This is a genomic window from Rathayibacter sp. VKM Ac-2754 (genome assembly GCF_009807095.1).
Taxonomy (GTDB): Bacteria; Actinomycetota; Actinomycetes; order Actinomycetales; family Microbacteriaceae; genus Rathayibacter.
The window spans coordinates 1-17,804 of sequence record NZ_WUCC01000016.1 but is presented as its reverse complement, the minus strand read 5'-3'; the positions used below and the strand labels follow the sequence as shown (position 1 = coordinate 17,804).

Below are 17,804 nucleotides of genomic sequence, written 5' to 3'. Positions count from 1 at the left end.
GGTCACGGTCGGCGGCCGAGGGCCGTATCGACGGCGATCGGGGCGAGCCGGTCCGCTTCAGGCGGTCGTCACCGCGGCAGCCGACGCGCAAACCTCCGCCCGCGGCCCCCGCCCGACGGGTACTCTCGAAGAGGTGCTCCGGCGGTCGGGGCCGGTATCGGGATGCAGGTGACGCGCGTGTGGTTCCGCCGTCGACGCAGGTTCAAGATGGAGCCGTTCGACCCCGATGACAACCCTGTGCGCGACCCCGTCTCGGTCGAGGAGGCCGCGGAGGAGGGCCTGATGCTCGCGCAGTACGCGAGCAGGATGGCCGTGAAGAACCGGATCCTGATGGACGGACTCACCGCCGACGTGCCCTTCGACGTCGGCCACTACTCGGTCGTCGCCGCGGGAGAGCTCGAGAAGCTCGCCGGCGAGTCGGAGGCGGCGGCACGGCGCGTGCGCTCGATCGCCGTCGATGTCACCTACGTCGAGGGTCGCTCCGATCACGTGCACGACTACCGGTCGGCCGACGTCGACAACCTCGACCACCGCGAGAAGCTGTCCCTCGCCGTCGCGGACGCCCTGCGCGAGCGCGCCCGGGACGAGCAGTACCTGGCGGCCCTCGTCGACGACGCCCGCCAGGACGCGTGGCGCGAGCTGGCGCAGTCGATCGAGGAGACGCTCGACCGGGCGCCGAGGATAGATGCGAACGCCGAGGACTACCGCCGCGACCGCTCCGTGCGGATGGCGCTCGTCATCGTCGACGATCTCGTGCGCCTCGCCGAGGAGCGCGGAGTCGCGCTCGAGGAGTGAGCGTCAGGCCCAGCCGGCCCTGAACGACTCCGTCGCCTCGGCCGAGCGCGCGCGGACCGCCTCGAGCAGGTCCGCCATCGACGCGCTGCGGAGGAACGTCAGGCGGTCGATCTCGGTGACCGGAGCCACTCCCGCGAGCTGCCAGGCGTGCGCCGCCGGATCCTCGGCGAGCTCGACGACGGCGCCGTAGCGCTGCTCGACGAACTCGCTCGCGACCGCGAGGGCCGTGCGGACCGCCGACTCCGTCTCCCGCAGCGTCGCATCGAGGCTCGAGTCCCACTCGAGCGGAGCCAGGGGCCGCACCTCGGCCTTGGGGTACGGATCGTCGTCGTACCAGCGGACGACCTCGAAGCGGTCCTCCCCCACCGAGTCCAGCGTCACGAACGCCTCCTCGCCGTCGATGTTCAGGATGCGCGCGACGGTGCCGACGGGGAAGCGCTGATCGCCGCCGCCGACCTCCTGCCCGCGCTCGATGAGGACCACGCCGAAGGAGGGGCTGTCATCCTCGAGGACGTCGCCGAGCATCCGCAGGTACCGCGGCTCGAACAGCCGGAGCGGGAGCGGCATGTGCGGCAGGAGCACGGAGCCGAGCGGGAACATCGGGAGATCAGGCACGTGTTCAGGCAATCACGTCCGGCTCCGGGCGGCCAGTACGGGCGTCGGGGCCACGGACGTGCTAGCGCTCACCTGCTCGAGGATCCGGAGTGCCCGAGGACGACGGCGATGAGCTCCTCGGCGTCCGCGAGGTAGCCGGCCAGCTCCCGCTCGTCGCGCGCCTCGGCGAGCTCGGCCACGGTCGGTGAGACGAACACGCCGTCGGCGGCGTCCTTGATCAGGATCCCGCCGCGCGCGAGGGCGACGGCGGTCGCGTCGTCGAGAGCCCAGGCGTTGACGCCGGCGGTCTGGACCGTGTCGTCGTCGGTCCGTCGACGGGAGCCCCGGCGGGTCGGCGTGACCGCGACGGCACGCACCGGCAGCGGCGCGACCTTCAGGTCGCCCCGGTTGACGGCGCGGGTCACCGCATCCGAGAGGGATGTCCTGGCCAGGGCGTGCAGTGTCGTCGCGAGCTCCATGCGGTCCACCGGTGATCCTCCGTCGTCCGTCGCGACCGAGCGGGACGACGCCGAGAGAGCCGGCTGCCACCCACCGCCGGGTCGTCCAGCAGTGCGAGCGAAAGCCCCGTTGCGTCCGCGACCAGAGTAGGCACGGGATGGTCGGCCCCGCGCCCCCAGTAGAGGACTCAGCGCGGCTTCGAGGACTCCCATGATCGCGCTCTCACGCTCGCACCTGCCGTTCACCGGACCGGTGCATGATCTCCCGGTGCCTACCGAAGTGAACCTCGACGAGATCGTGTCCGAAGTGTCCGCGCGCCTCCGGGGCCGCTTCCCCGACCGGCCCGAGGCCGAGGTCGAATCGGTCGTGCGCGCCGAACTCGACGCCCTGGCCGACCGCCCGATCCAGGACTACCTCTCGGTGCTGACCGAGCGCGCCGCGAAGACCCGCCTGAAGAAGTCGCGCCCCGACGCCTGAGCGGCTCGCGCCTCGACCCGCGACTCCGCACGAGTCGACGTAGTCGGCGCCGACTACGTCGACTACTGCGTGGTCGGCGTGCGCACGGACCCCGGGCCACGGACTCAGGAACGTAGGGCGTACGGGACTTGAACCCGTGACCGACGGATTATGAGTCCGCTGCTCTGACCAGCTGAGCTAACGCCCCGCGGCGACTGCGGGGCGGGATCCGTCAGGATCGGCCGGCCGGAGCGGACGCTGCGTCGGAGGCCGGATCGGCCACCGGCTCCCCACGATACAGGCTCTCGAATGTGCTGATCGTGCGGTTGATGTCGTGTGCGGCGACGATGCGGAGGGAGGCGCGCTTCATCGCCTCGAGCGCGTCCGGCTCCGCCGAGAGCACGTCGGTGAGGCGGTCGGCCAGCGCCTGCGCATCGCCCGGCGCGAAGAGGTAGCCGTTCTCGCCGTCGTGCACGAGGTGCGGGAGCGCCATCGCGTCGGCGGCGACGACGGGCAGGGCCGAGGCCATCGCCTCCATGGTCGCGATGCTCTGCAGCTCGGCGATGGAGGGCATCGCGAAGACGGTGGCGCGGGTGTACGCCTCCTTCAGCTCAGCATCCTCGACGTAGCCCGTGAAGCGGACGCGATCGGCGATGCCGAGGCTCGACGCGAGCTGCTGGAGGTTCCGCATCTGGTCGCCTCCGCCCACGATCTCGAGCTTGGCGTCGAGCGACGGGTCGAGCAGCGCGACGGCCCGGAGCAGGACGTCGATGTGCTTCTCGCCCGTGACCCGGCCGACGAACAGGATGCTGTTGCCGGGGCGGGGCGTGAAGTCGGGCGTGTAGTTGTCGGCGTCGATGCCGCAGGAGATGGCCTGGACGTCCTTGAGGCCCGTGAACTTCTCGAGGAACTGGGCGGCCTTGCGGGTCGGCGTGGTGACCGCCTCCGCACGACCGAAGGTGCGACGGGCGGCCCGCCACGCCATCTGGATGGCCTTGGCCTGGACGGCCGTGGGGAGCAGCGTGAACTCGAGCAGGTTCTCGGGCATGAAGTGGTTCGTGCCGATGATGCGGATGCCGCGATCCTCAGCGGCGATGCTGAGACCGCGGCCGACGATCATGTGCGACTGGAAGTGCACGACGTCGGGCTTCACCTCGTCGAGGATCCGCGCGCTGTTCTGCCGGATGCGGAACGGCATCGCGAACCGCAGCCAGTCGTGGGGGTACCAGCGGAGGCTGAAGAGGCGGTGGACGATCATCCGCTGCCCCTCGTGCGTCTCGACGCGGGTGCCGCTCCAGCCGTCGGCCGAGGGGGCGACGACGTGGACCTCGTGGCCGCGCTGCACGAGACCCGCAGCGAGGCGCTCGGCGAACTTGGCCGCCCCGTTGACGTTCGGCGCGAAGGTGTCGCAGCCGATCACCACGGTCAGCCGCTTCGCATCGGCGGGCGCGGGCGCCTCGGGTCGGGCTGCGTCGCGGGGGTCTGACACGGAGTGATTCCTTCGGTGGGTCGTGTCGCTCCGGCTGAGGAGAAGAGGAGCGATCGGCTTCTGGTCGATGTCGTGGCATCTCGGCGCGGGGCCCAGTGTACCGAGGGGGGTCAGCGGATCCGCGGATTGCGACGGCAGGGGGGCGCCCTGCGTCGCCGGTGCCGCTCAGCGCGCCTGCGGGTGGTGCTTGGCGAGGAGGAAGACGCCCCAGATCGCGACGACGCCCGCCAGGACGAAAAGCGGGATCGCCCACGGAGCCGCGTACTGCGCCTCTCCCAGGACGACGATGCCGATGGCGACGGCGACGAGCGGATCGATGACGGTGAGACCCGCGACGACCAGGTCGGGCGGGCCCGACGAGTACGCGTTCTGCACGAAGTAGCCGCCGAGGGCCGTGGCGGCGAGGAGCGCGACGACGCAGACGACGGTGAGGGCGTCGAACTCGCCGAACTTGATGCGGTTGAGCACCACCTTGGCGAGCGTCGCGACGAAGCCGTAGACGACTCCGGCTCCGAGGATGTAGAAGATCGCCCGGGCGCGCTTGCGGAAGACGGTGAACGCCACGATGAACACCGCGAGCACGACGGCGAGGATCACGAGGATCGTGATCAGCTGCGAGGTCTGGATCGGCTTGTCGACCGCGTTGAAGGCGGCGACGAGGACGAAGGCGCCGACGCCTCCGACGCAGAGCATGATCGCCCTGATCGACGCCCTGTTGAGGCGGACCTTGCTCACCCGCGCGTTGACGACGGCGGTGATGACCAGCGCGACGGCGCCGAGCGGCTGCACCACGATCAGCGGCGAGAAGCCGAGGCTCGTGAGCTGGAAGACGATCGCCAGGGCGAGCATCAGGGTGCCGATCACCCACGAGGGGCGCGAGAGGAGGGAGAAGAGCTGGCCGCCGCTGAGGCCGGAGGAGCCGGAGCGCTTCGAGAACCGCTCGACCTTGACCACTCCGCGATGCTGGAACTGCGCTCCGAGAGAGAGGAACACGGCGCCGACGAGGGCGATCGGGATGCCGATGAACTGCGCCGGGTCGAGCGTGAACTGCTCGGTCAGCTCGGCGAGATCGGAAGGCATGGTCTCGACCCTATCCAGATTCGATCCGGGGATCCTCCGACGCACGGGTGACCCGGGAAGACCACCGGATGACCGTGAGGACGGGGCGCGCGGAGGCCCGCGATACCCTGGTCGGCATGGCCGTCCTCCCCATTCTCATCGCCGGCGACCCCGTCCTGCACTCCCCCGCCGCCCCCGTGACCGCGTTCGACGACGCGCTGCGGACCCTCGTCGCCGACATGTTCGAGACGATGGACACGGCGCCCGGAGTCGGCCTCGCCGGCCCCCAGGTCGGGGTGCCGCTGCGGCTCTTCGTCTACGACTACGCGGCCGACGACGGCACGCCCCGCCGCGGGGTGGCGATCAATCCCGAGCTCTACGTCACGCCCACACCTCTCGGCGAGGCCGACGAGGACACCGAGGCGGAGGGGTGCCTGTCGTTCCCGGGCGAGCGGTTCCCGCTCCGGCGCTCCGAGCGGGCGATCCTGCGCGCGGTCGACCTCGACGGGAAGGCCTTCGAGATCGAGGCGGAGGGCTGGTTCGCGCGCGTGTTCCAGCACGAGTTCGACCACCTCGACGGGGTGCTCTACATCGACCGGCTCGAGCACGACTACCAGAAGCCCGTCGCGAAGATCACGCGCAAGCGCGGCTGGGGAGTCCCGGGCCGGTCGTGGCTGCCGGGCGTCGAGCACCTGGAGGACTGAGGTCCGGGGCGGGGGTGCCCGCCTGTGGATCGAGCTCGCAGCCCGCAGAGCAGGTCACAACCTTCTGCGATCGGCCCCACTCTCGCTGATCGAGTAGCCCGCGCAGCGGGCGTATCGAGATCCACGTCCGTCAGAAGACAGGGGCTGAAGCTCCAGGTGCTGACGCTGGTGGGTCTCGATACGCCCCTGCGGGGCTACTCGACCAGCAGGGGGGGGCGGGGATCCGGCGGCCGTGGGTGGCGGGGTGTCGGCTCAGGCCAGGTCGACGCCGTGGACGCCGTTGTGGTGGCGGACGGCGGGGAAGGCGGCGGTGACCGAGCGGCCGACGCCGGGGGTCCGCTTCTCGGTGATGTCGCCTCCGAACAGGGCCGCGCGCTCGCGCAGCTCGGAGAGGGCGGGGCTGTCGATGCGCTCGGTGAGGGCGCGCAGATCGGCGTCGACGGCGCTCTCGTCGTGCTCGGCGCCTCCGTGTCGCTCGCGGTCGTCCTCGACATCGACGCGGAGGCCGGTCGCGGTCCAGTTCGACGTGATCCGCACCTCGGTGCCGGCGCCGCCGCTGGTCAACGCCGAGTCGAAGGCGTACTCGAGCACGCGCAGGACGGCCACCTCGGCACCGTCCTGCAGCGGGAACGGCTCACCGGTGCTGCTCTCGGCGACCACGAGCCCGCGCTCGCGGGCGTCGGAGACGAGCGGCTCGGTGCTGCCGGTGATCGGGAGCTCGCCCGCGTCGACGGCGGCGACGGTCGCGATGCGGCGCAGCTGGGCGAGGGACGCCTCCGCGGCGCGCACCGCCCTGACGGCCGAGCGGGTCGCGGCGGCCGGGTCGCGCTCGATGGTGAGGCGGACGCTCTCGGCCTCCTCGACGACGTGCGAGGCGCTGCGGACGGCGAGCTGCTCGAGCTCGCCGACGATGCGGAGCCTGGCCTCCTGCTCACCGACGACCATCTCGAGTCGCGCGGTGCGGGCGGCCGCCTCGCGCTGCGAGTCGCGGGCGGCGCGCTCGGCGGTGGCGGAGCGGCGCCAGAGCACCACGGCCGCGACGGCGACGATCAGGGCGAGGACGAGGACGACGATCTCGAGCACGACGGCCTCCGGTTCGGGTCGGTGGGAGCGGCGCGGGGGAACGCCGGAGAGCGATGGTACCCGGGAGCGGACCCGGGTGCCCGACGCACAGGTGGGGCTTGCGGTCAGCTCGGGTCGACGCGGGTCGAGCGGGCGACCGTGAACTTGCGGTCGCGGGCGACGACCTTGGTCGGCCCGACCGAGCGGCGGAGCTCGGAGGGGTGCGCGAGGTGCGAGTTGAAGACCGTCCAGAGCTGACCGCCGGGGCGCAGAATACGCCCGGCCGCGCGGATCATCCGGTGCGCGACGAGGTCGGTCACGGCTCCGTCGGAGTGGAAGGGCGGGTTGCAGAGCACGACGTCGACCGAGCCGACGGGGATCGTCGAGGCGTTGTCGTCGCGGAGGACGCGAACCCGCTCGGCGAGTCCGTTCGCCGCGGCGGTGGCCCGGGCCGACTCGGTCGCAGCCCTGGAGGAGTCGGTGGCGATCACGTCGAGATCGGCGCGGGAGCGGGCGAGCACGGCGGCGAGGATGCCGGTGCCGCAGCCGAGGTCGACGGCCGTGCCGGCGGGCAGGGCGGCGACGTCGACCGCGGCGAGGAGCGCACGGGTGCCGAGGTCGAGGCGTGCGCCGGAGAAGACGCCCGCGAGCGCGACCACGTCGAGACCGAACTCGTCGAGCCGGCGGCGGTCGGCGCTCGGCGCCGGCGGCTGGACCGGGCGCGCGGTGCTCGCGATCAGAGCGCGCGACTTCTGCCGCGCCAGGCTGACGTCGACCCGCTCGTAGCGGGCGTCGAGCACAGCGTTCATGCCGTGCGACATGTGCTTGATGCGGCCCGCGGCGATCAGCGCGGCACTCGGCGCCGCGAGGGCGGCGGACGCCGCGATCTCGGCCAGCGCATGGAGCGAGCGCGGGAGGCGGACGAGGATCGCGGCGGCGCCGTCGGCCGCGGCGCTCACCGAGTCGACGATCTCGAACGGCGCGAGCTCGATGCCGGCCGCGCGCACGGCGTCGGCGTTCGCGGCGAGGGCGAGCTCGGCGGTGACCGTGTCCTGGATGACGCGGACGGCCACTCCGTCTGCCGCGAGAGCGAGGGTGAGAGCGCCGTAGGCGTCGCCCACGACGCCGATCGAGCCGGTGATCCCGCGCTCGACGACGAGGTCGAGGAGGAGGCGGTCGCTCGCGTCGACCGCGACGAGGGACACGCCCTCGACGTCGGGTCGTCGGCGGAGGAGATCGAGGACGTCGTCGCGCATCGCGCCTCCGTATCGGTGCTGTGCGCCCGGCCTGGTGTGCACGCGATCAAGGCTGTGCACACGATTCCGGGCAAAGAAAAAGGGCCCGAGAGTGGAGTCCCAGGCCCTTCGCTCCCCGACTTGGACTCGAACCAAGAACCTACCGGTTAACAGCCGATTGCTCTGCCAATTGAGCTATCGAGGATCATCCGCCCACCCGGGGGTGAACAGCGCGTAGCCACTTTACCAAACTCTGCCCGCAGACCAAATCGGCGCGGAGCACCAGCTCAGTACCCGGCGTCCGTGTCGACGAGCCCGAGCAGCGGCTCCCCGGCCGCGAAGGCGGCCACGTTCGCGCGCACGCGCTCGGCGAGCAGCGGCGCCGTGATCTCCGGAGTGTCGGCCGTGTGCGGGGTGATCAGGCACCGCGGCTCGCCCCAGAGCGGATGCCCGTCGGGCAGCGGCTCGGGGTCGGTGACGTCGAGGGCGGCCCCGGCGATCCGTCCCTCGGCCAGGGCGGTGACGAGCGCGTCCGTGTCGACCAGAGTTCCCCGGGCGACGTTGACGAGGACGCAGCTCTCGGGCATCCGCTCGAGGAGCGCCGCGTCGACGAGCCTCGCCGTTGATCCGGTCGCCGCCGCGGCGAGCACGACGACATCCGCGTCGGCGACGACCTCGTTGAGGCGGTCGGCGGTGACGGTCCTCTCGGCGCCCGGCAGCGCCTCCGCGGTGCGGCGGACGACGGTGATGTGCGCGTCGAACACGCTCAACAGCCGCAGCAGCTGGGTCGCGATCCCGCCCGCGCCGACGACGACGACCCGCGCGCGGTGCAGGGTCGCGGCGCGCTTCTCGCCCCACGACCGCGCCCGGGCCCGCTCGGGCAGGGAGCGCAGCAGCGCCAGGGTCAGCGCGAGCGCGTGCTCGGCCACCGGCTCGGCATAGGCGCCCTTGGCGCTGGTCCAGCGCAGATCTGAGCCCTCCAGGACCGGGGAGAAGACGTCGACACCGGCCCACGGCAGCTGCACCCAGCGGATGCCGGGGTGCACCGCGAGGACCGCCGCGAGCTCGTCGGTGCGTCCGTAGGACAGCCAGAGCAGCGCCTCCGGATCCTCATCCACCCCCACGACCCGGCCGCCGCCCGCCTCGATCGCCTCGGTGAAGACCGGCTTGGTGCGGGGAAGGACGGCGATCCGCGGAGTGCTCACGCCTGCTCCTCCACCGGTGCGACGCGCAGCGCGCGGCTCGCGTCGAAGCGCTCGTACTCGGCGAACGCGGAGCCGAGCTCGCGCACGTAGGGGTGTCGCGCGCCGGTGAGCACTTCGAGCAGCGGACCGTAGGCGACGACCTCGCCGCCGACCAGGACCGCGACGCGGTCGGTCGCCCGGCTCAGCACGTCGATGTCGTGCGTGACGACCACGGCCGCGAAGCCCTCGCGTCGCCGCAGATCGGCGAGCAGGTCGACGATCGACTCGCGGACGGTCGCGTCGATGCCCGAGGTCGGCTCGTCGGCGATCAGCACCTTCGGTCCGAGGACGAGGGCGCGGGCGATCGCGACCCGCTGGCGCTGGCCGCTCGAGAGCTCGTAGGGGAACCGGTCGAGCAGGAACAGCGGCAGGTGCACCGAGTCGAGCAGCGTCGCCACGCGGACGGCCGCCTCGCGCGGGTCGAAGTGGCGGTCGCGGAGGTAGATCGGCTCCGCGATCAGCTCCGAGACGGTCAGCTCGGGCCGGAGGACCGCGCCCGCGTCCTGGGCGAGATAGGCGACGTCGAAGGTGAAGCGCTTGATCCCGCGGGTGGGCAGGTGGCGGAGGCCGTGCCCGGCGATCGTGGCGTCGCCTCCGACGATCACGGGCTTGGTCCGCGCGCTGTCTCCGGTGAGCCCCTCGCCGCCGAGGACCCGCGCCAGCGTGGACTTGCCCGATCCGCTGCCGCCGAGGACGCCGAGCACCTCACCGGGCTCGACCCGGAGGCTCACCCCGCGCAGCGCGGTCCAGCGGCGGCTGATCCCCCGCGGCGGGTACTCGACGCTCAGGTCGTCGACGACGATGGGGGCCTCGGCGCTCATGCGGTGCGCTCCGCCTGCGTGATCCGGCGGAGGAGCTCGCGCCGCTCGGCCTGCTCCCCCGGATCCGGCACGGGCAGCGAGGCGAGCAGGCGCTGGGTGTAGGGGTGCTTCGGCGCCGACAGCACCTCCTCGCCCGTGCCCTCCTCGACCAGCTCACCGCGGTAGAGCACGGCGATCCGATCGGCGAGCAGATCGACGACGGCGAGGTCGTGGCTGATGAAGAGCGAGGCGAAGCCGAACTCCTTCTGCAGCTCGGCGAAGAGCTCGAGGACTCGCGCCTGCACCGAGACGTCGAGCGCCGAGGTGGGCTCGTCGGCGATCAGGAGCTTCGGCTCGAGCGCCAGGGCCCGCGCCAGGCTCGCGCGCTGACGCTGGCCGCCCGAGAGCTCGTGCGGGTAGCGGTCGCCGTAGGAGCGGGGCAGCTGCACCGCCTCGAGCAGCTCGTCGACGCGGTTCCTGGCCGCTCCCGGGTCGCGGAAGCGCCCGTGCACGATCAGCGGTTCGGCAACGCCCTCGGCGATCGTCAGCAGCGGGTTGAAGCTCGATCCCGGGTCCTGGAACACGAAGCCGATGTCGCCGCGGACCGGCCGGAAGCTGCGCTCGCGGATCCCGCGCATCTCCTTGCCGAGCACGCGGAGCGAGCCGCCGGTGACGGTGGTCAGGCCGGCGATCGCGCGGCCGATGGTCGTCTTGCCCGAGCCGCTCTCGCCGACGAGGCCGAGCACCTCCCCCGCGCGGATGCGGAAGGAGACGCCGTCGACCGCGACGAAGCCGGCGCGGCCCAGCCGGCCGGGGTACTGGATCCGCAGGCCGTCGGCCTCGACGAGGGTCTCGGCCTCCGGCGCCTCGGCGCGCTCCCTGGCGCGGACCTTGGCGCGCTCGACGCCCTGGCCCACGTGCGGGACCGCGGCGAGGAGCTTCCTGGTGTACTCGGCCTTCGGCGCGGCGAAGAGCTCGGCGACCGGCGCCTGCTCGACGAGCTCGCCCTGGTACATCACGGCGACGCGGTCGGCGAGGTCGGCCACGACCCCCATGTTGTGCGTGATCAGCACGATGGAGGTGCCGAAGTCGTCGCGGCAGCGGCGGAGCAGGTCGAGGATCTCGGCCTGCACGGTGACGTCGAGCGCGGTCGTCGGCTCGTCGGCGACGATGAGGCCCGGATCCAGCACCAGCGCCATCGCGATCACGACGCGCTGCTTCTGCCCGCCCGAGAACTGGTGCGGGTAGTAGTCGACCCGCTTCTCCGGTTCGGGGATGCCGACCGTCCGGAGCACGTCGATCGCCCGGGCCCGCGCCTCCTTCTTCGACACGCTGCCGTGGGCGCGGAGGCCCTCGGCGATCTGCCAGCCGACGGTGAAGACGGGGTTGAGTGCGGTGGACGGCTCCTGGAACACCATCGCCACGTCGGTGCCGCGGATCTCGCGCAGGCGCGACTTCGGGACCGAGACGACGTCGGTCGACGAGCTCCCGTCCTTCTTCGAGAGCAGCACGACTCCCGAGGCGGTGGCCGTCTCGGGCAGGAGGCCGAGGATCGTCTTGGCGGTCACGGTCTTGCCGCTGCCCGACTCCCCCACGATCGCGAGCACCTCGCCGCGCTCGACCCGGAGGCTCACTCCGGCGACCGCGCGAACGGCGCCCCGGTCGCTGGCGAAGGCCACCTCGAGGTCGGTGATGTCGACGATCGGCCGCTCCGCGTCAACAGGTCTGCGCTCGCTCATCGGGTCTGCTCCGTTCCGGCGCTGGGATCGTGTCCCGGCGTCTCCAGGCCGTCGGCGACGAGCACGCCGCCCGGGACGACCGAGGTCGCGGCGATGTCGCCGGCTCCGGCGGCCACTGCGCGCCGACCGCGCAGGCGCGGGTCGGCCAGATCGTTGAGGCTCTCGCCGACGAGCGTGATGCCGACCACGACGAGGACGATGGCGAGCCCCGGGAACACGGAGGTCCACCAGATGCCGCTCGTGACGTCGGACAGCGCCTTGTTGAGGTCGTAGCCCCACTCGGCCGCCGAGGTCGGCTCGATGCCGAAGCCGAGGAAGCCGAGGCCCGCCAGCGTCAGGATCGCCTCGGAGGAGTTGAGGGTGAAGATCAGCGGGAGGGTGCGGGTGGCGTTGCGCAGCACGTGGCGGAACATGATCCGCGGGGTGGAGGCTCCGATCACCTTCGCCGACTCGACGAACGCGTCGCCCTTGATGCGCACGGTCTCGGCGCGGATCACCCGGAAGTACTGCGGGATGTAGACCACGGTGATCGAGATCGCCGCGGCGAAGATTCCCGCCCACAGGTTCGACTGGCCGCCGGAGATCACGATCGACATCACGATCGCGAGCAGCAGCGTCGGGAACGCGTAGATCGCGTCGCAGACCACGACGAGGACGCGGTCGAGCCAGCCGCCGAGGTAGCCCGAGACGAGCCCGAGGAAGACGCCCGCGAAGATCGACAGCACGACGGCGACGACGATGACGAGGAACGCGGTCTGCGCTCCCCACAGCACGCGCGACAGTACGTCGTACCCGCCGACGGTGGTGCCGAGGAGGTGCTCGGCGCTCGGCGGCTGCTGGGCGCCGAACGCACCGTCGTCGGAGCGCAGCTGCGAGTAGCCGTACGGCGCGAGCAGCGGAGCGAAGAGCGCGACGAGGAGGAACGCCCCGGTGATCACGAGACCGGCGACGAGCATCCCGCGCTGGAGCCCGACGCTCTGCCGGAGCTGGTGGACGACCGGGAGGCGGTCGACGAGGCGGCGGCGCGGGCGCGCTGGAGCAGTGGTGCCGGTCATGGTCAGTACCTCACTCGCGGGTCGATGAGCGCCGCGATGACGTCGACGATGAAGTTGGTCAGCGCCACGATCACCGCGAGCAGGGCGACGATGCCCTGCACGGCGACGAAGTCGCGGGCCTGGAGGTACTCGGCGAGCTGGAAGCCGAGGCCCTTCCACTCGAAGGTCGTCTCGGTCAGCACCGCGCCGCCGAGCAGCAGCGCGATCTGCAGGCCGATCACCGTGATGATCGGGATCAGCGCCGGCCGGTAGGCGTGGGTCCGCACGAGGCGGAACTCACTGACTCCCCGGGAGCGCGCCGCGTCGACGTAGTCGGTGCCGAGCGTGCCGATCACGTTGGTGCGCACCAGGCGGAGGAAGATGCCCGCGGTCAGCAGCCCGAGCGCGATCGCCGGCAGCACCGCGTGCGAGAGCACGTCGGCGACGGCCGCGGGATCGCCGGTCTGGATCGCGTCGATCAGGTAGATGCCGGTCTTGTTCTCGAGGAACTGCAGCGAGAGCTCGGTGCCCGTCGTCGCGCGACCCGCGACGGGGAACCACTTGAGCCAGACCGAGAAGACGAGCTTGAGCAGGAGACCCGCGAAGAAGACGGGAGTCGCGTAGCAGAGGATCGCGAAGATGCGCAGCACCGCGTCAGGCGTGCGGTCGCGGTGGTACGCGGCGAGCATCCCGAGCGGGATGCCGACGATGAACGCCACGGTGAGCGCGTAGAACGCGAGCTCGACGGTGGCGGCGCCGTAGGTGAGCAGAACCTCGGTGACGGGGCGGTTGTCGCTCAGCGTCGTGCCGAAGTCGCCGCGGAGCAGCGCCCCCAGGTACTCGACGTACTGCACGACAAGCGGGCGGTCGTATCCGGCGGCCGACACGCGCTCCGCCAGCTGGTCGGCCGTCAGACGGCCGCCGAGCGCCGCCGTGATCGGGTCGCCGGTCGTGCGCATGAGCAGGAACACCATCGTCACGAGGATGAAGACGGTCGGGATGATGAGCAGGAACCGGATGAGCAGGTAGCGCCCGAGTCCGCCTCCCGAGCCGCGCGTGCGCCGGGTGGGCGCGGGCGGTGCCGCCGTGGCTGTCGTCACGTGATGCCTTTCGTGGAGAAAGGCCGGCGCCTCCCCTGCGGGAGGAGGCGCCGGCCCCGGGGGTGGATCAGCTCTTGCTGAGCGCCCCGTAGCGGAACTTGAACGAGGCGTCGAGGGTGTCCTCGGTGCCGCTCACCGTGCTGCCGACGACGGCGACCTGCGAGCCCTGGAGGTAGGGCACGGTCGACAGCTGGGCCGCCACCTTGTCCTGGATCTCCTCGATGATCGCGGTGCGCGCGTCGGGGTCCGTCGTCGAGACCTGCTCGGCGATCAGCGACTGCACCTCGGCGTCGTCGAAGTGGTTGGCGAGGAAGTTCTCCTTGATGAAGAACGGCGAGAGGTAGTTGTCGGCGTCGGAGTAGTCGGGGAACCAGCCGAGCTGGTACGCCGGGTAGACGTCGCTCGAGCGGTCCTTCGAGTACTGCACCCACTCCGTGGTCTGCAGGTTGACCGTGAACAGACCCGACGACTCGAGCTGGTCCTTGATCAGCGCGTACTCGTCGCCCGAGGACGGACCGTAGTGGTCGTTCGAGTACTGCAGGTTGAGGGTGACCGGGCCGGTGACTCCGGCTGCGTCGAGCGTCGCCTTCGCCTTGTCGGCGTCGGGACCGCCCTGGCCGTCTCCGTAGAGGCCCTTGAGCGGCTCGGTCGCTCCGGTCAGACCGTCCGGGACGAAGGAGTAGAGCGGGGTGTAGGTGCCCTTGTAGACCTGGTCGGCGATCTCGTCGCGGTCGATCAGGTCGGCCACGGCCTGACGCACGGCGAGGGCCTTGGTGGCGTCCGCCTCCGGGGTCGTCGCGCCGAACGGCTGCGTGTCGAAGTTGAAGACGATGTAGCGGATCTCGCCGCCCGGGCCCTCGACCACCTTGACGGAGTCGTTGCCGCGGAGGTCCTCGACGTCGGTCGCCGAGAGGCTCCGGAACGCCACGTCGATGTTGCCCTCCTGGATGTCGAGCTTGAGGTTCGACGAGTCGGCGTAGTACTTGACGTTGACCGTTCCGGTCTTCGCCGCGCCGAGCACACCCTGGTAGCCCTCGTACGCCTTGTACTGGATCAGGTTGTTCACGTCGTAGTTCGCGATCGTGTACTGACCGGCGAAGGCGTCGCCCGAGACGATGTCGTCGTCGGCCGTCAGCGAGTCGGCCGAGAAGACGTCCTCGTCGACGATCGGGCCGGCGGGGCTCGAGAGGATCTGCGGGAAGGTCTGGTCGTTCTCGGACTTCAGCGTGAAGACGACGGTGGTGTCATCGGGAGCCGCGACGCTGTCGAGGTTCGCGAGCAGCGACGACGGGCCGTTCGCGTCGGCGATCGCCAGCTGGCGGTCGAACGAGAACTTGACGTCGGAGGAGGTGAGGTCGTTGCCGTTGGCCCACTTCAGTCCCTCCTTGAGCGTCACCGTGTACTCGGTCGGCGCCGAGAACTCGGCCGACTCGGCGATGTCGGGCTCGACGTCCGGAGTGCCGTAGGGCGTGTTCATCAGGAACGGGAAGACCTGGTTCATCACCGCGAACGAGCCGTTGTCGTAGGAGCCGGCCGGGTCGAGGGTGGTGATCTTGTCGGTGGTGCCGATGGTGAGCGTGCCGCCGGCGGCGTCGCCGCCGGACGAGTCGTCACCGCCGGCGGAGCAGCCCGCCAGCACCAGTGCGACCGCGGCGAAGCCTGCGGTCGCGGTGAGTGCGCGAGTAGCCCGGGTGGATGCGGATGTCATCTCCGTCTGCCTCTTCCTGTCAGGGATGGGATGCGGGCGCGCTCGCGGCGCGCAGCCTCTGGGCACACAGATGACCTGTGAGCGATGGCGCCACGACACTGGGCGCCCGCATTGCTGTTCCTCAGTGGTAACACAGTCGAGAGCGCTCTCCGGACCGCGGGGGCCCGTCGTCCGATTTCTTCACACGACTGCAACACGTCCCTCATCGTGGGCGCACGCGGTGTCACTCGGTGCGCAGCGCGCGCTTCTCGCGCTCGAGCTCGACGAGGCGCACCTGCACTGCCCTCGCCATCACGGGGTCGGCGGAGGCGCGCTGCAGCGCTCCGCGCAGCTCGGCGATCTCGCGAAGCAGGTCGCGCTCGATCAGGGAGATGGCGACGTCGCGGGAGTAGCGCGCGAGCCCCGCCTCGTCGGCCGCGGGGATCGGGGCGACCGCCAGCTGCCGCACGAGCGACGCGAACGGACCGGGCACGTCGGCCGCGACGTGCTCGACCCAGTCGCGGTCCTGCGCGCGCTCGAGGTTGGCGACGACGGCGTCGCGGACGACCCGGAGGGTCTCGTTGGTGACCGCCGCGTGCGCCGCGCGGGTCAGCAGCTCGGCGCCCATCATCTGCGGCAGCTGCAGCATCGCCATCAGCGCCTCGCGCTCGATGCGGGTGACCACGTCGATCGGGAGGTCGGTGAGCCGGGCGCCGACCGGGGTCTCCGGCGCGGGGGCGTCCGAGGTGCTCGTCTGGCGGGCTGGTGCGCGGGATCCGGCCGAGCGCACCGCGGAGTTGACCTCGGACATGTCGAGGCCGAGCATCCGGGCGAGCTCGCGCGAGTACCCGGGCCGCAGGGCGGGGTCGCGGATGTCGGCGACGACCGGGGCCGCGGCGCGCAGGGCCGCGATCCGCCCCTCCACCGTCTCGAGGTCGTAGCGGGCCAGCAGCTGCCGGATGACGAACTCGAACATCGGCTTCTTGTCGTCGATCAGCCGTCGCACGGCGTCGTCACCCCTGTTCAGCCGCAGGTCGCACGGGTCGAGGCCCTCGGGCGCGACGGCGACGAACGTCTGCGCGGCGAAGCGGTGCTCCTCCTGGAACGCGCGCATCGCCGCCTTCTGGCCGGCCGCGTCGGGGTCGAAGGTGAAGACGACCTCGCCGACGCCGCTGTCGTCGCCGAGCACCCGGCGCAGCACCTTGATGTGGTCGACGCCGAAGGAGGTGCCGCAGGTCGCGACCGCGGTCGTCACGCCCGCCAGATGGCAGGCCATCACATCCGTGTAGCCCTCGACGACGACGACCTGGTGCCCGCGCGAGATGTCGCGCTTGGCCAGGTCGAGCCCGTAGAGCACCTGCGACTTGTGGTAGACGGGCGTCTCGGGGGTGTTCAGGTACTTCGGGCCCTTGTCCTCCTCGAGGAGGCGCCGCGCTCCGAAGCCGACGGTCTGGCCGGTGACGTCGCGGATCGGCCAGACGAGCCGACCGCGGAACCGGTCGTAGACGCCTCCGCGATTGCTGCTGCTGACGAGGCCCGCGGCGGTGAGCTCGGGCTCCGTGAAGCCGCGGCGCTTGAGCGCGGTGGTGAGGCCGTCCCAGCCGTCGGGTGCGAAGCCGACGCCGAAGCGATCGGCGGCGGCCCGGTCGAAGCCGCGCTCGCCGAGGAAGCGGCGGCCGACGTCGGCTCCCGGAGTCGCCAGCTGCTCGCGGAAGTACTCCTCGGCGGCGTCGTTGGCGGCGAGCAGGCGCGCGCGGCCACCGGTCTCGGGGGCCTGTCCGCCGCCCTCCTCGTACTGGATCTGGTAGCCGATGCGCGCCGCGAGGCGCTCGACGGTCTCGCTGAACGAGCCGTGGTCCATCTTCATGACGAAGCTGTAGACGTCGCCCGACTCCTGGCAGCCGAAGCAGTGGTAGAAGCCGGCCTGCGGGCGCACGTGGAAGCTGGGGCTGCGCTCGTCGTGGAACGGGCAGAGGCCCTTGAGCGAGCCGACGCCCGCCGACTTGAGGGTCACGTACTCGCCGATGACGTCAGCGATGTTGACCCGGGCTTTGACCTCTTCGACATCTTGTTGTCGGATCCGAGGCATGAGGACCATCGTATCGGCGGCGCCGGGCCCGTCGGCCGAGTGCCCGATCTCCGGCTCGCAGAACCGCGTTCGGCTCGCAGGAATCGCCCGATTCCACGAGCCCAACGCGATTCCGGGAGCCGGACGTGACCTCATCAGGTCCGATCGAGCCGCGAAGCCGGGTCACGCCGCCGGCCCGCTGGTCGAGCCCGCAGCCCGCAGCCCGCACGCGATCGATCCGTCGAAGATGGGCCGTGTCGTTTAGGCGGTTTCAGTTCT

Annotated in this window: 16 protein-coding genes and 2 tRNA genes; 3 read left to right on the top strand and 15 right to left on the bottom strand. The window is 71.4% G+C overall.

Translation table 11 applies throughout. From position 1 onward, the window contains the following. The first annotated feature begins 162 nt into the window (after nucleotides 1-162). On the top strand, nucleotides 163-795 hold the full coding sequence (locus tag GRS92_RS17980; RefSeq protein ID WP_159859460.1) for a hypothetical protein: 633 nt from the start codon (nucleotides 163-165) through the stop codon (nucleotides 793-795). Nucleotides 796-798: 3 nt separating this feature from the next. Here GRS92_RS17980 and GRS92_RS17975 read toward each other — a convergent pair whose 3' ends face one another. Beyond that, nucleotides 799-1,410 carry an LON peptidase substrate-binding domain-containing protein gene (locus GRS92_RS17975; RefSeq protein ID WP_159859458.1) on the bottom strand — a complete coding sequence of 204 codons (612 nt, stop codon included), beginning with the start codon at nucleotides 1,408-1,410 and terminating at the stop codon, nucleotides 799-801. 68 nt (nucleotides 1,411-1,478) lie between these two features. Then, complete coding sequence (locus GRS92_RS17970) at nucleotides 1,479-1,877, bottom strand: hypothetical protein (RefSeq protein WP_159859455.1); 399 nt, start codon at nucleotides 1,875-1,877, stop codon at nucleotides 1,479-1,481. Between the two features lie 238 nt (nucleotides 1,878-2,115). On the opposite strand from GRS92_RS17970, the gene GRS92_RS17965 reads away from it, so the two are divergent. Then, nucleotides 2,116-2,325: a three-helix bundle dimerization domain-containing protein gene (locus GRS92_RS17965; protein ID WP_159859452.1), complete on the top strand. Its 210-nt coding sequence runs from the start codon at nucleotides 2,116-2,118 to the stop codon at nucleotides 2,323-2,325. 113 nt (nucleotides 2,326-2,438) lie between these two features. On the opposite strand, the gene GRS92_RS17960 is transcribed toward GRS92_RS17965, so the two are convergent. From GRS92_RS17960 to GRS92_RS17950, 3 genes are all read right to left on the bottom strand, one after another. After that, nucleotides 2,439-2,512, bottom strand: a tRNA-Ile gene (locus tag GRS92_RS17960). A gap of 24 nt (nucleotides 2,513-2,536) precedes the next feature. Beyond that, nucleotides 2,537-3,793, bottom strand: coding sequence for a glycosyltransferase (locus GRS92_RS17955; protein WP_235022115.1), 1,257 nt, complete (start codon nucleotides 3,791-3,793; stop codon nucleotides 2,537-2,539). A 165-nt stretch (nucleotides 3,794-3,958) separates the two neighbouring features. Next, complete coding sequence (locus GRS92_RS17950; protein ID WP_159859449.1) at nucleotides 3,959-4,873, bottom strand: DMT family transporter; 915 nt, start codon at nucleotides 4,871-4,873, stop codon at nucleotides 3,959-3,961. Between the two features lie 116 nt (nucleotides 4,874-4,989). Between GRS92_RS17950 and def the strand changes: the two genes are divergently transcribed. Beyond that, nucleotides 4,990-5,556, top strand: coding sequence for a peptide deformylase (def, locus tag GRS92_RS17945; protein ID WP_159859446.1), 567 nt, complete (start codon nucleotides 4,990-4,992; stop codon nucleotides 5,554-5,556). Between the two features lie 252 nt (nucleotides 5,557-5,808). Here the strand turns inward: def and GRS92_RS17940 are convergent, their stop codons facing one another. From GRS92_RS17940 to dnaG, 10 genes are all read right to left on the bottom strand, one after another. Then, nucleotides 5,809-6,639, bottom strand: a complete 831-nt coding sequence (locus tag GRS92_RS17940) for a hypothetical protein (RefSeq protein WP_159859443.1) — start codon at nucleotides 6,637-6,639, stop codon at nucleotides 5,809-5,811. Nucleotides 6,640-6,743: 104 nt separating this feature from the next. Then, on the bottom strand, nucleotides 6,744-7,874 hold the full coding sequence (locus GRS92_RS17935; RefSeq protein WP_159859440.1) for a class I SAM-dependent methyltransferase: 1,131 nt from the start codon (nucleotides 7,872-7,874) through the stop codon (nucleotides 6,744-6,746). Nucleotides 7,875-7,985: 111 nt separating this feature from the next. Then, a tRNA-Asn gene (locus GRS92_RS17930) sits at nucleotides 7,986-8,058 on the bottom strand. An 82-nt stretch (nucleotides 8,059-8,140) separates the two neighbouring features. Beyond that, nucleotides 8,141-9,058 (bottom strand): D-isomer specific 2-hydroxyacid dehydrogenase family protein, encoded by a 918-nt coding sequence (locus tag GRS92_RS17925; RefSeq protein ID WP_159859437.1) that lies wholly within the window; start codon nucleotides 9,056-9,058, stop codon nucleotides 8,141-8,143. Continuing rightward, the gene (locus tag GRS92_RS17920) at nucleotides 9,055-9,918 is read right to left on the bottom strand and encodes an ABC transporter ATP-binding protein (RefSeq protein ID WP_159859434.1); all 864 of its coding nucleotides are present in this window, start codon (nucleotides 9,916-9,918) and stop codon (nucleotides 9,055-9,057) included. The genes GRS92_RS17925 and GRS92_RS17920 overlap by 4 nt, the downstream gene beginning before the upstream one ends. Continuing rightward, the gene (locus GRS92_RS17915; RefSeq protein ID WP_159859431.1) at nucleotides 9,915-11,636 is read right to left on the bottom strand and encodes an ABC transporter ATP-binding protein; all 1,722 of its coding nucleotides are present in this window, start codon (nucleotides 11,634-11,636) and stop codon (nucleotides 9,915-9,917) included. The genes GRS92_RS17920 and GRS92_RS17915 overlap by 4 nt, the downstream gene beginning before the upstream one ends. Next, nucleotides 11,633-12,691, bottom strand: a complete 1,059-nt coding sequence (locus GRS92_RS17910; protein WP_159859428.1) for an ABC transporter permease — start codon at nucleotides 12,689-12,691, stop codon at nucleotides 11,633-11,635. The genes GRS92_RS17915 and GRS92_RS17910 overlap by 4 nt, the downstream gene beginning before the upstream one ends. Nucleotides 12,692-12,693: 2 nt before the next feature. Then, nucleotides 12,694-13,770: an ABC transporter permease gene (locus GRS92_RS17905; protein ID WP_159859425.1), complete on the bottom strand. Its 1,077-nt coding sequence runs from the start codon at nucleotides 13,768-13,770 to the stop codon at nucleotides 12,694-12,696. A gap of 67 nt (nucleotides 13,771-13,837) precedes the next feature. Beyond that, complete coding sequence (locus GRS92_RS17900) at nucleotides 13,838-15,478, bottom strand: ABC transporter substrate-binding protein (RefSeq protein WP_159859422.1); 1,641 nt, start codon at nucleotides 15,476-15,478, stop codon at nucleotides 13,838-13,840. Nucleotides 15,479-15,701: 223 nt separating this feature from the next. Further along, entirely contained in the window at nucleotides 15,702-17,546 is a 1,845-nt protein-coding gene (dnaG, locus tag GRS92_RS17895) for a DNA primase (RefSeq protein ID WP_159859420.1), read from the bottom strand. Nucleotides 17,547-17,804 lie beyond the last annotated feature (258 nt).

Coding starts and splice junctions, on each gene's coding strand:
- GRS92_RS17950 (WP_159859449.1), bottom strand. CDS start 4,873: ATGCCTTCCGATCTCGCCGAGCTGACCGAGCAGTTCACGCTCGACCCG.
- GRS92_RS17935 (WP_159859440.1), bottom strand. CDS start 7,874: ATGCGCGACGACGTCCTCGATCTCCTCCGCCGACGACCCGACGTCGAG.
- GRS92_RS17915 (WP_159859431.1), bottom strand. CDS start 11,636: ATGAGCGAGCGCAGACCTGTTGACGCGGAGCGGCCGATCGTCGACATC.
- GRS92_RS17920 (WP_159859434.1), bottom strand. CDS start 9,918: ATGAGCGCCGAGGCCCCCATCGTCGTCGACGACCTGAGCGTCGAGTAC.
- GRS92_RS17900 (WP_159859422.1), bottom strand. CDS start 15,478: ATGACATCCGCATCCACCCGGGCTACTCGCGCACTCACCGCGACCGCA.
- dnaG (WP_159859420.1), bottom strand. CDS start 17,546: ATGCCTCGGATCCGACAACAAGATGTCGAAGAGGTCAAAGCCCGGGTC.
- GRS92_RS17910 (WP_159859428.1), bottom strand. CDS start 12,691: ATGACCGGCACCACTGCTCCAGCGCGCCCGCGCCGCCGCCTCGTCGAC.
- GRS92_RS17980 (WP_159859460.1), top strand. CDS start 163: ATGCAGGTGACGCGCGTGTGGTTCCGCCGTCGACGCAGGTTCAAGATG.
- def (WP_159859446.1), top strand. CDS start 4,990: ATGGCCGTCCTCCCCATTCTCATCGCCGGCGACCCCGTCCTGCACTCC.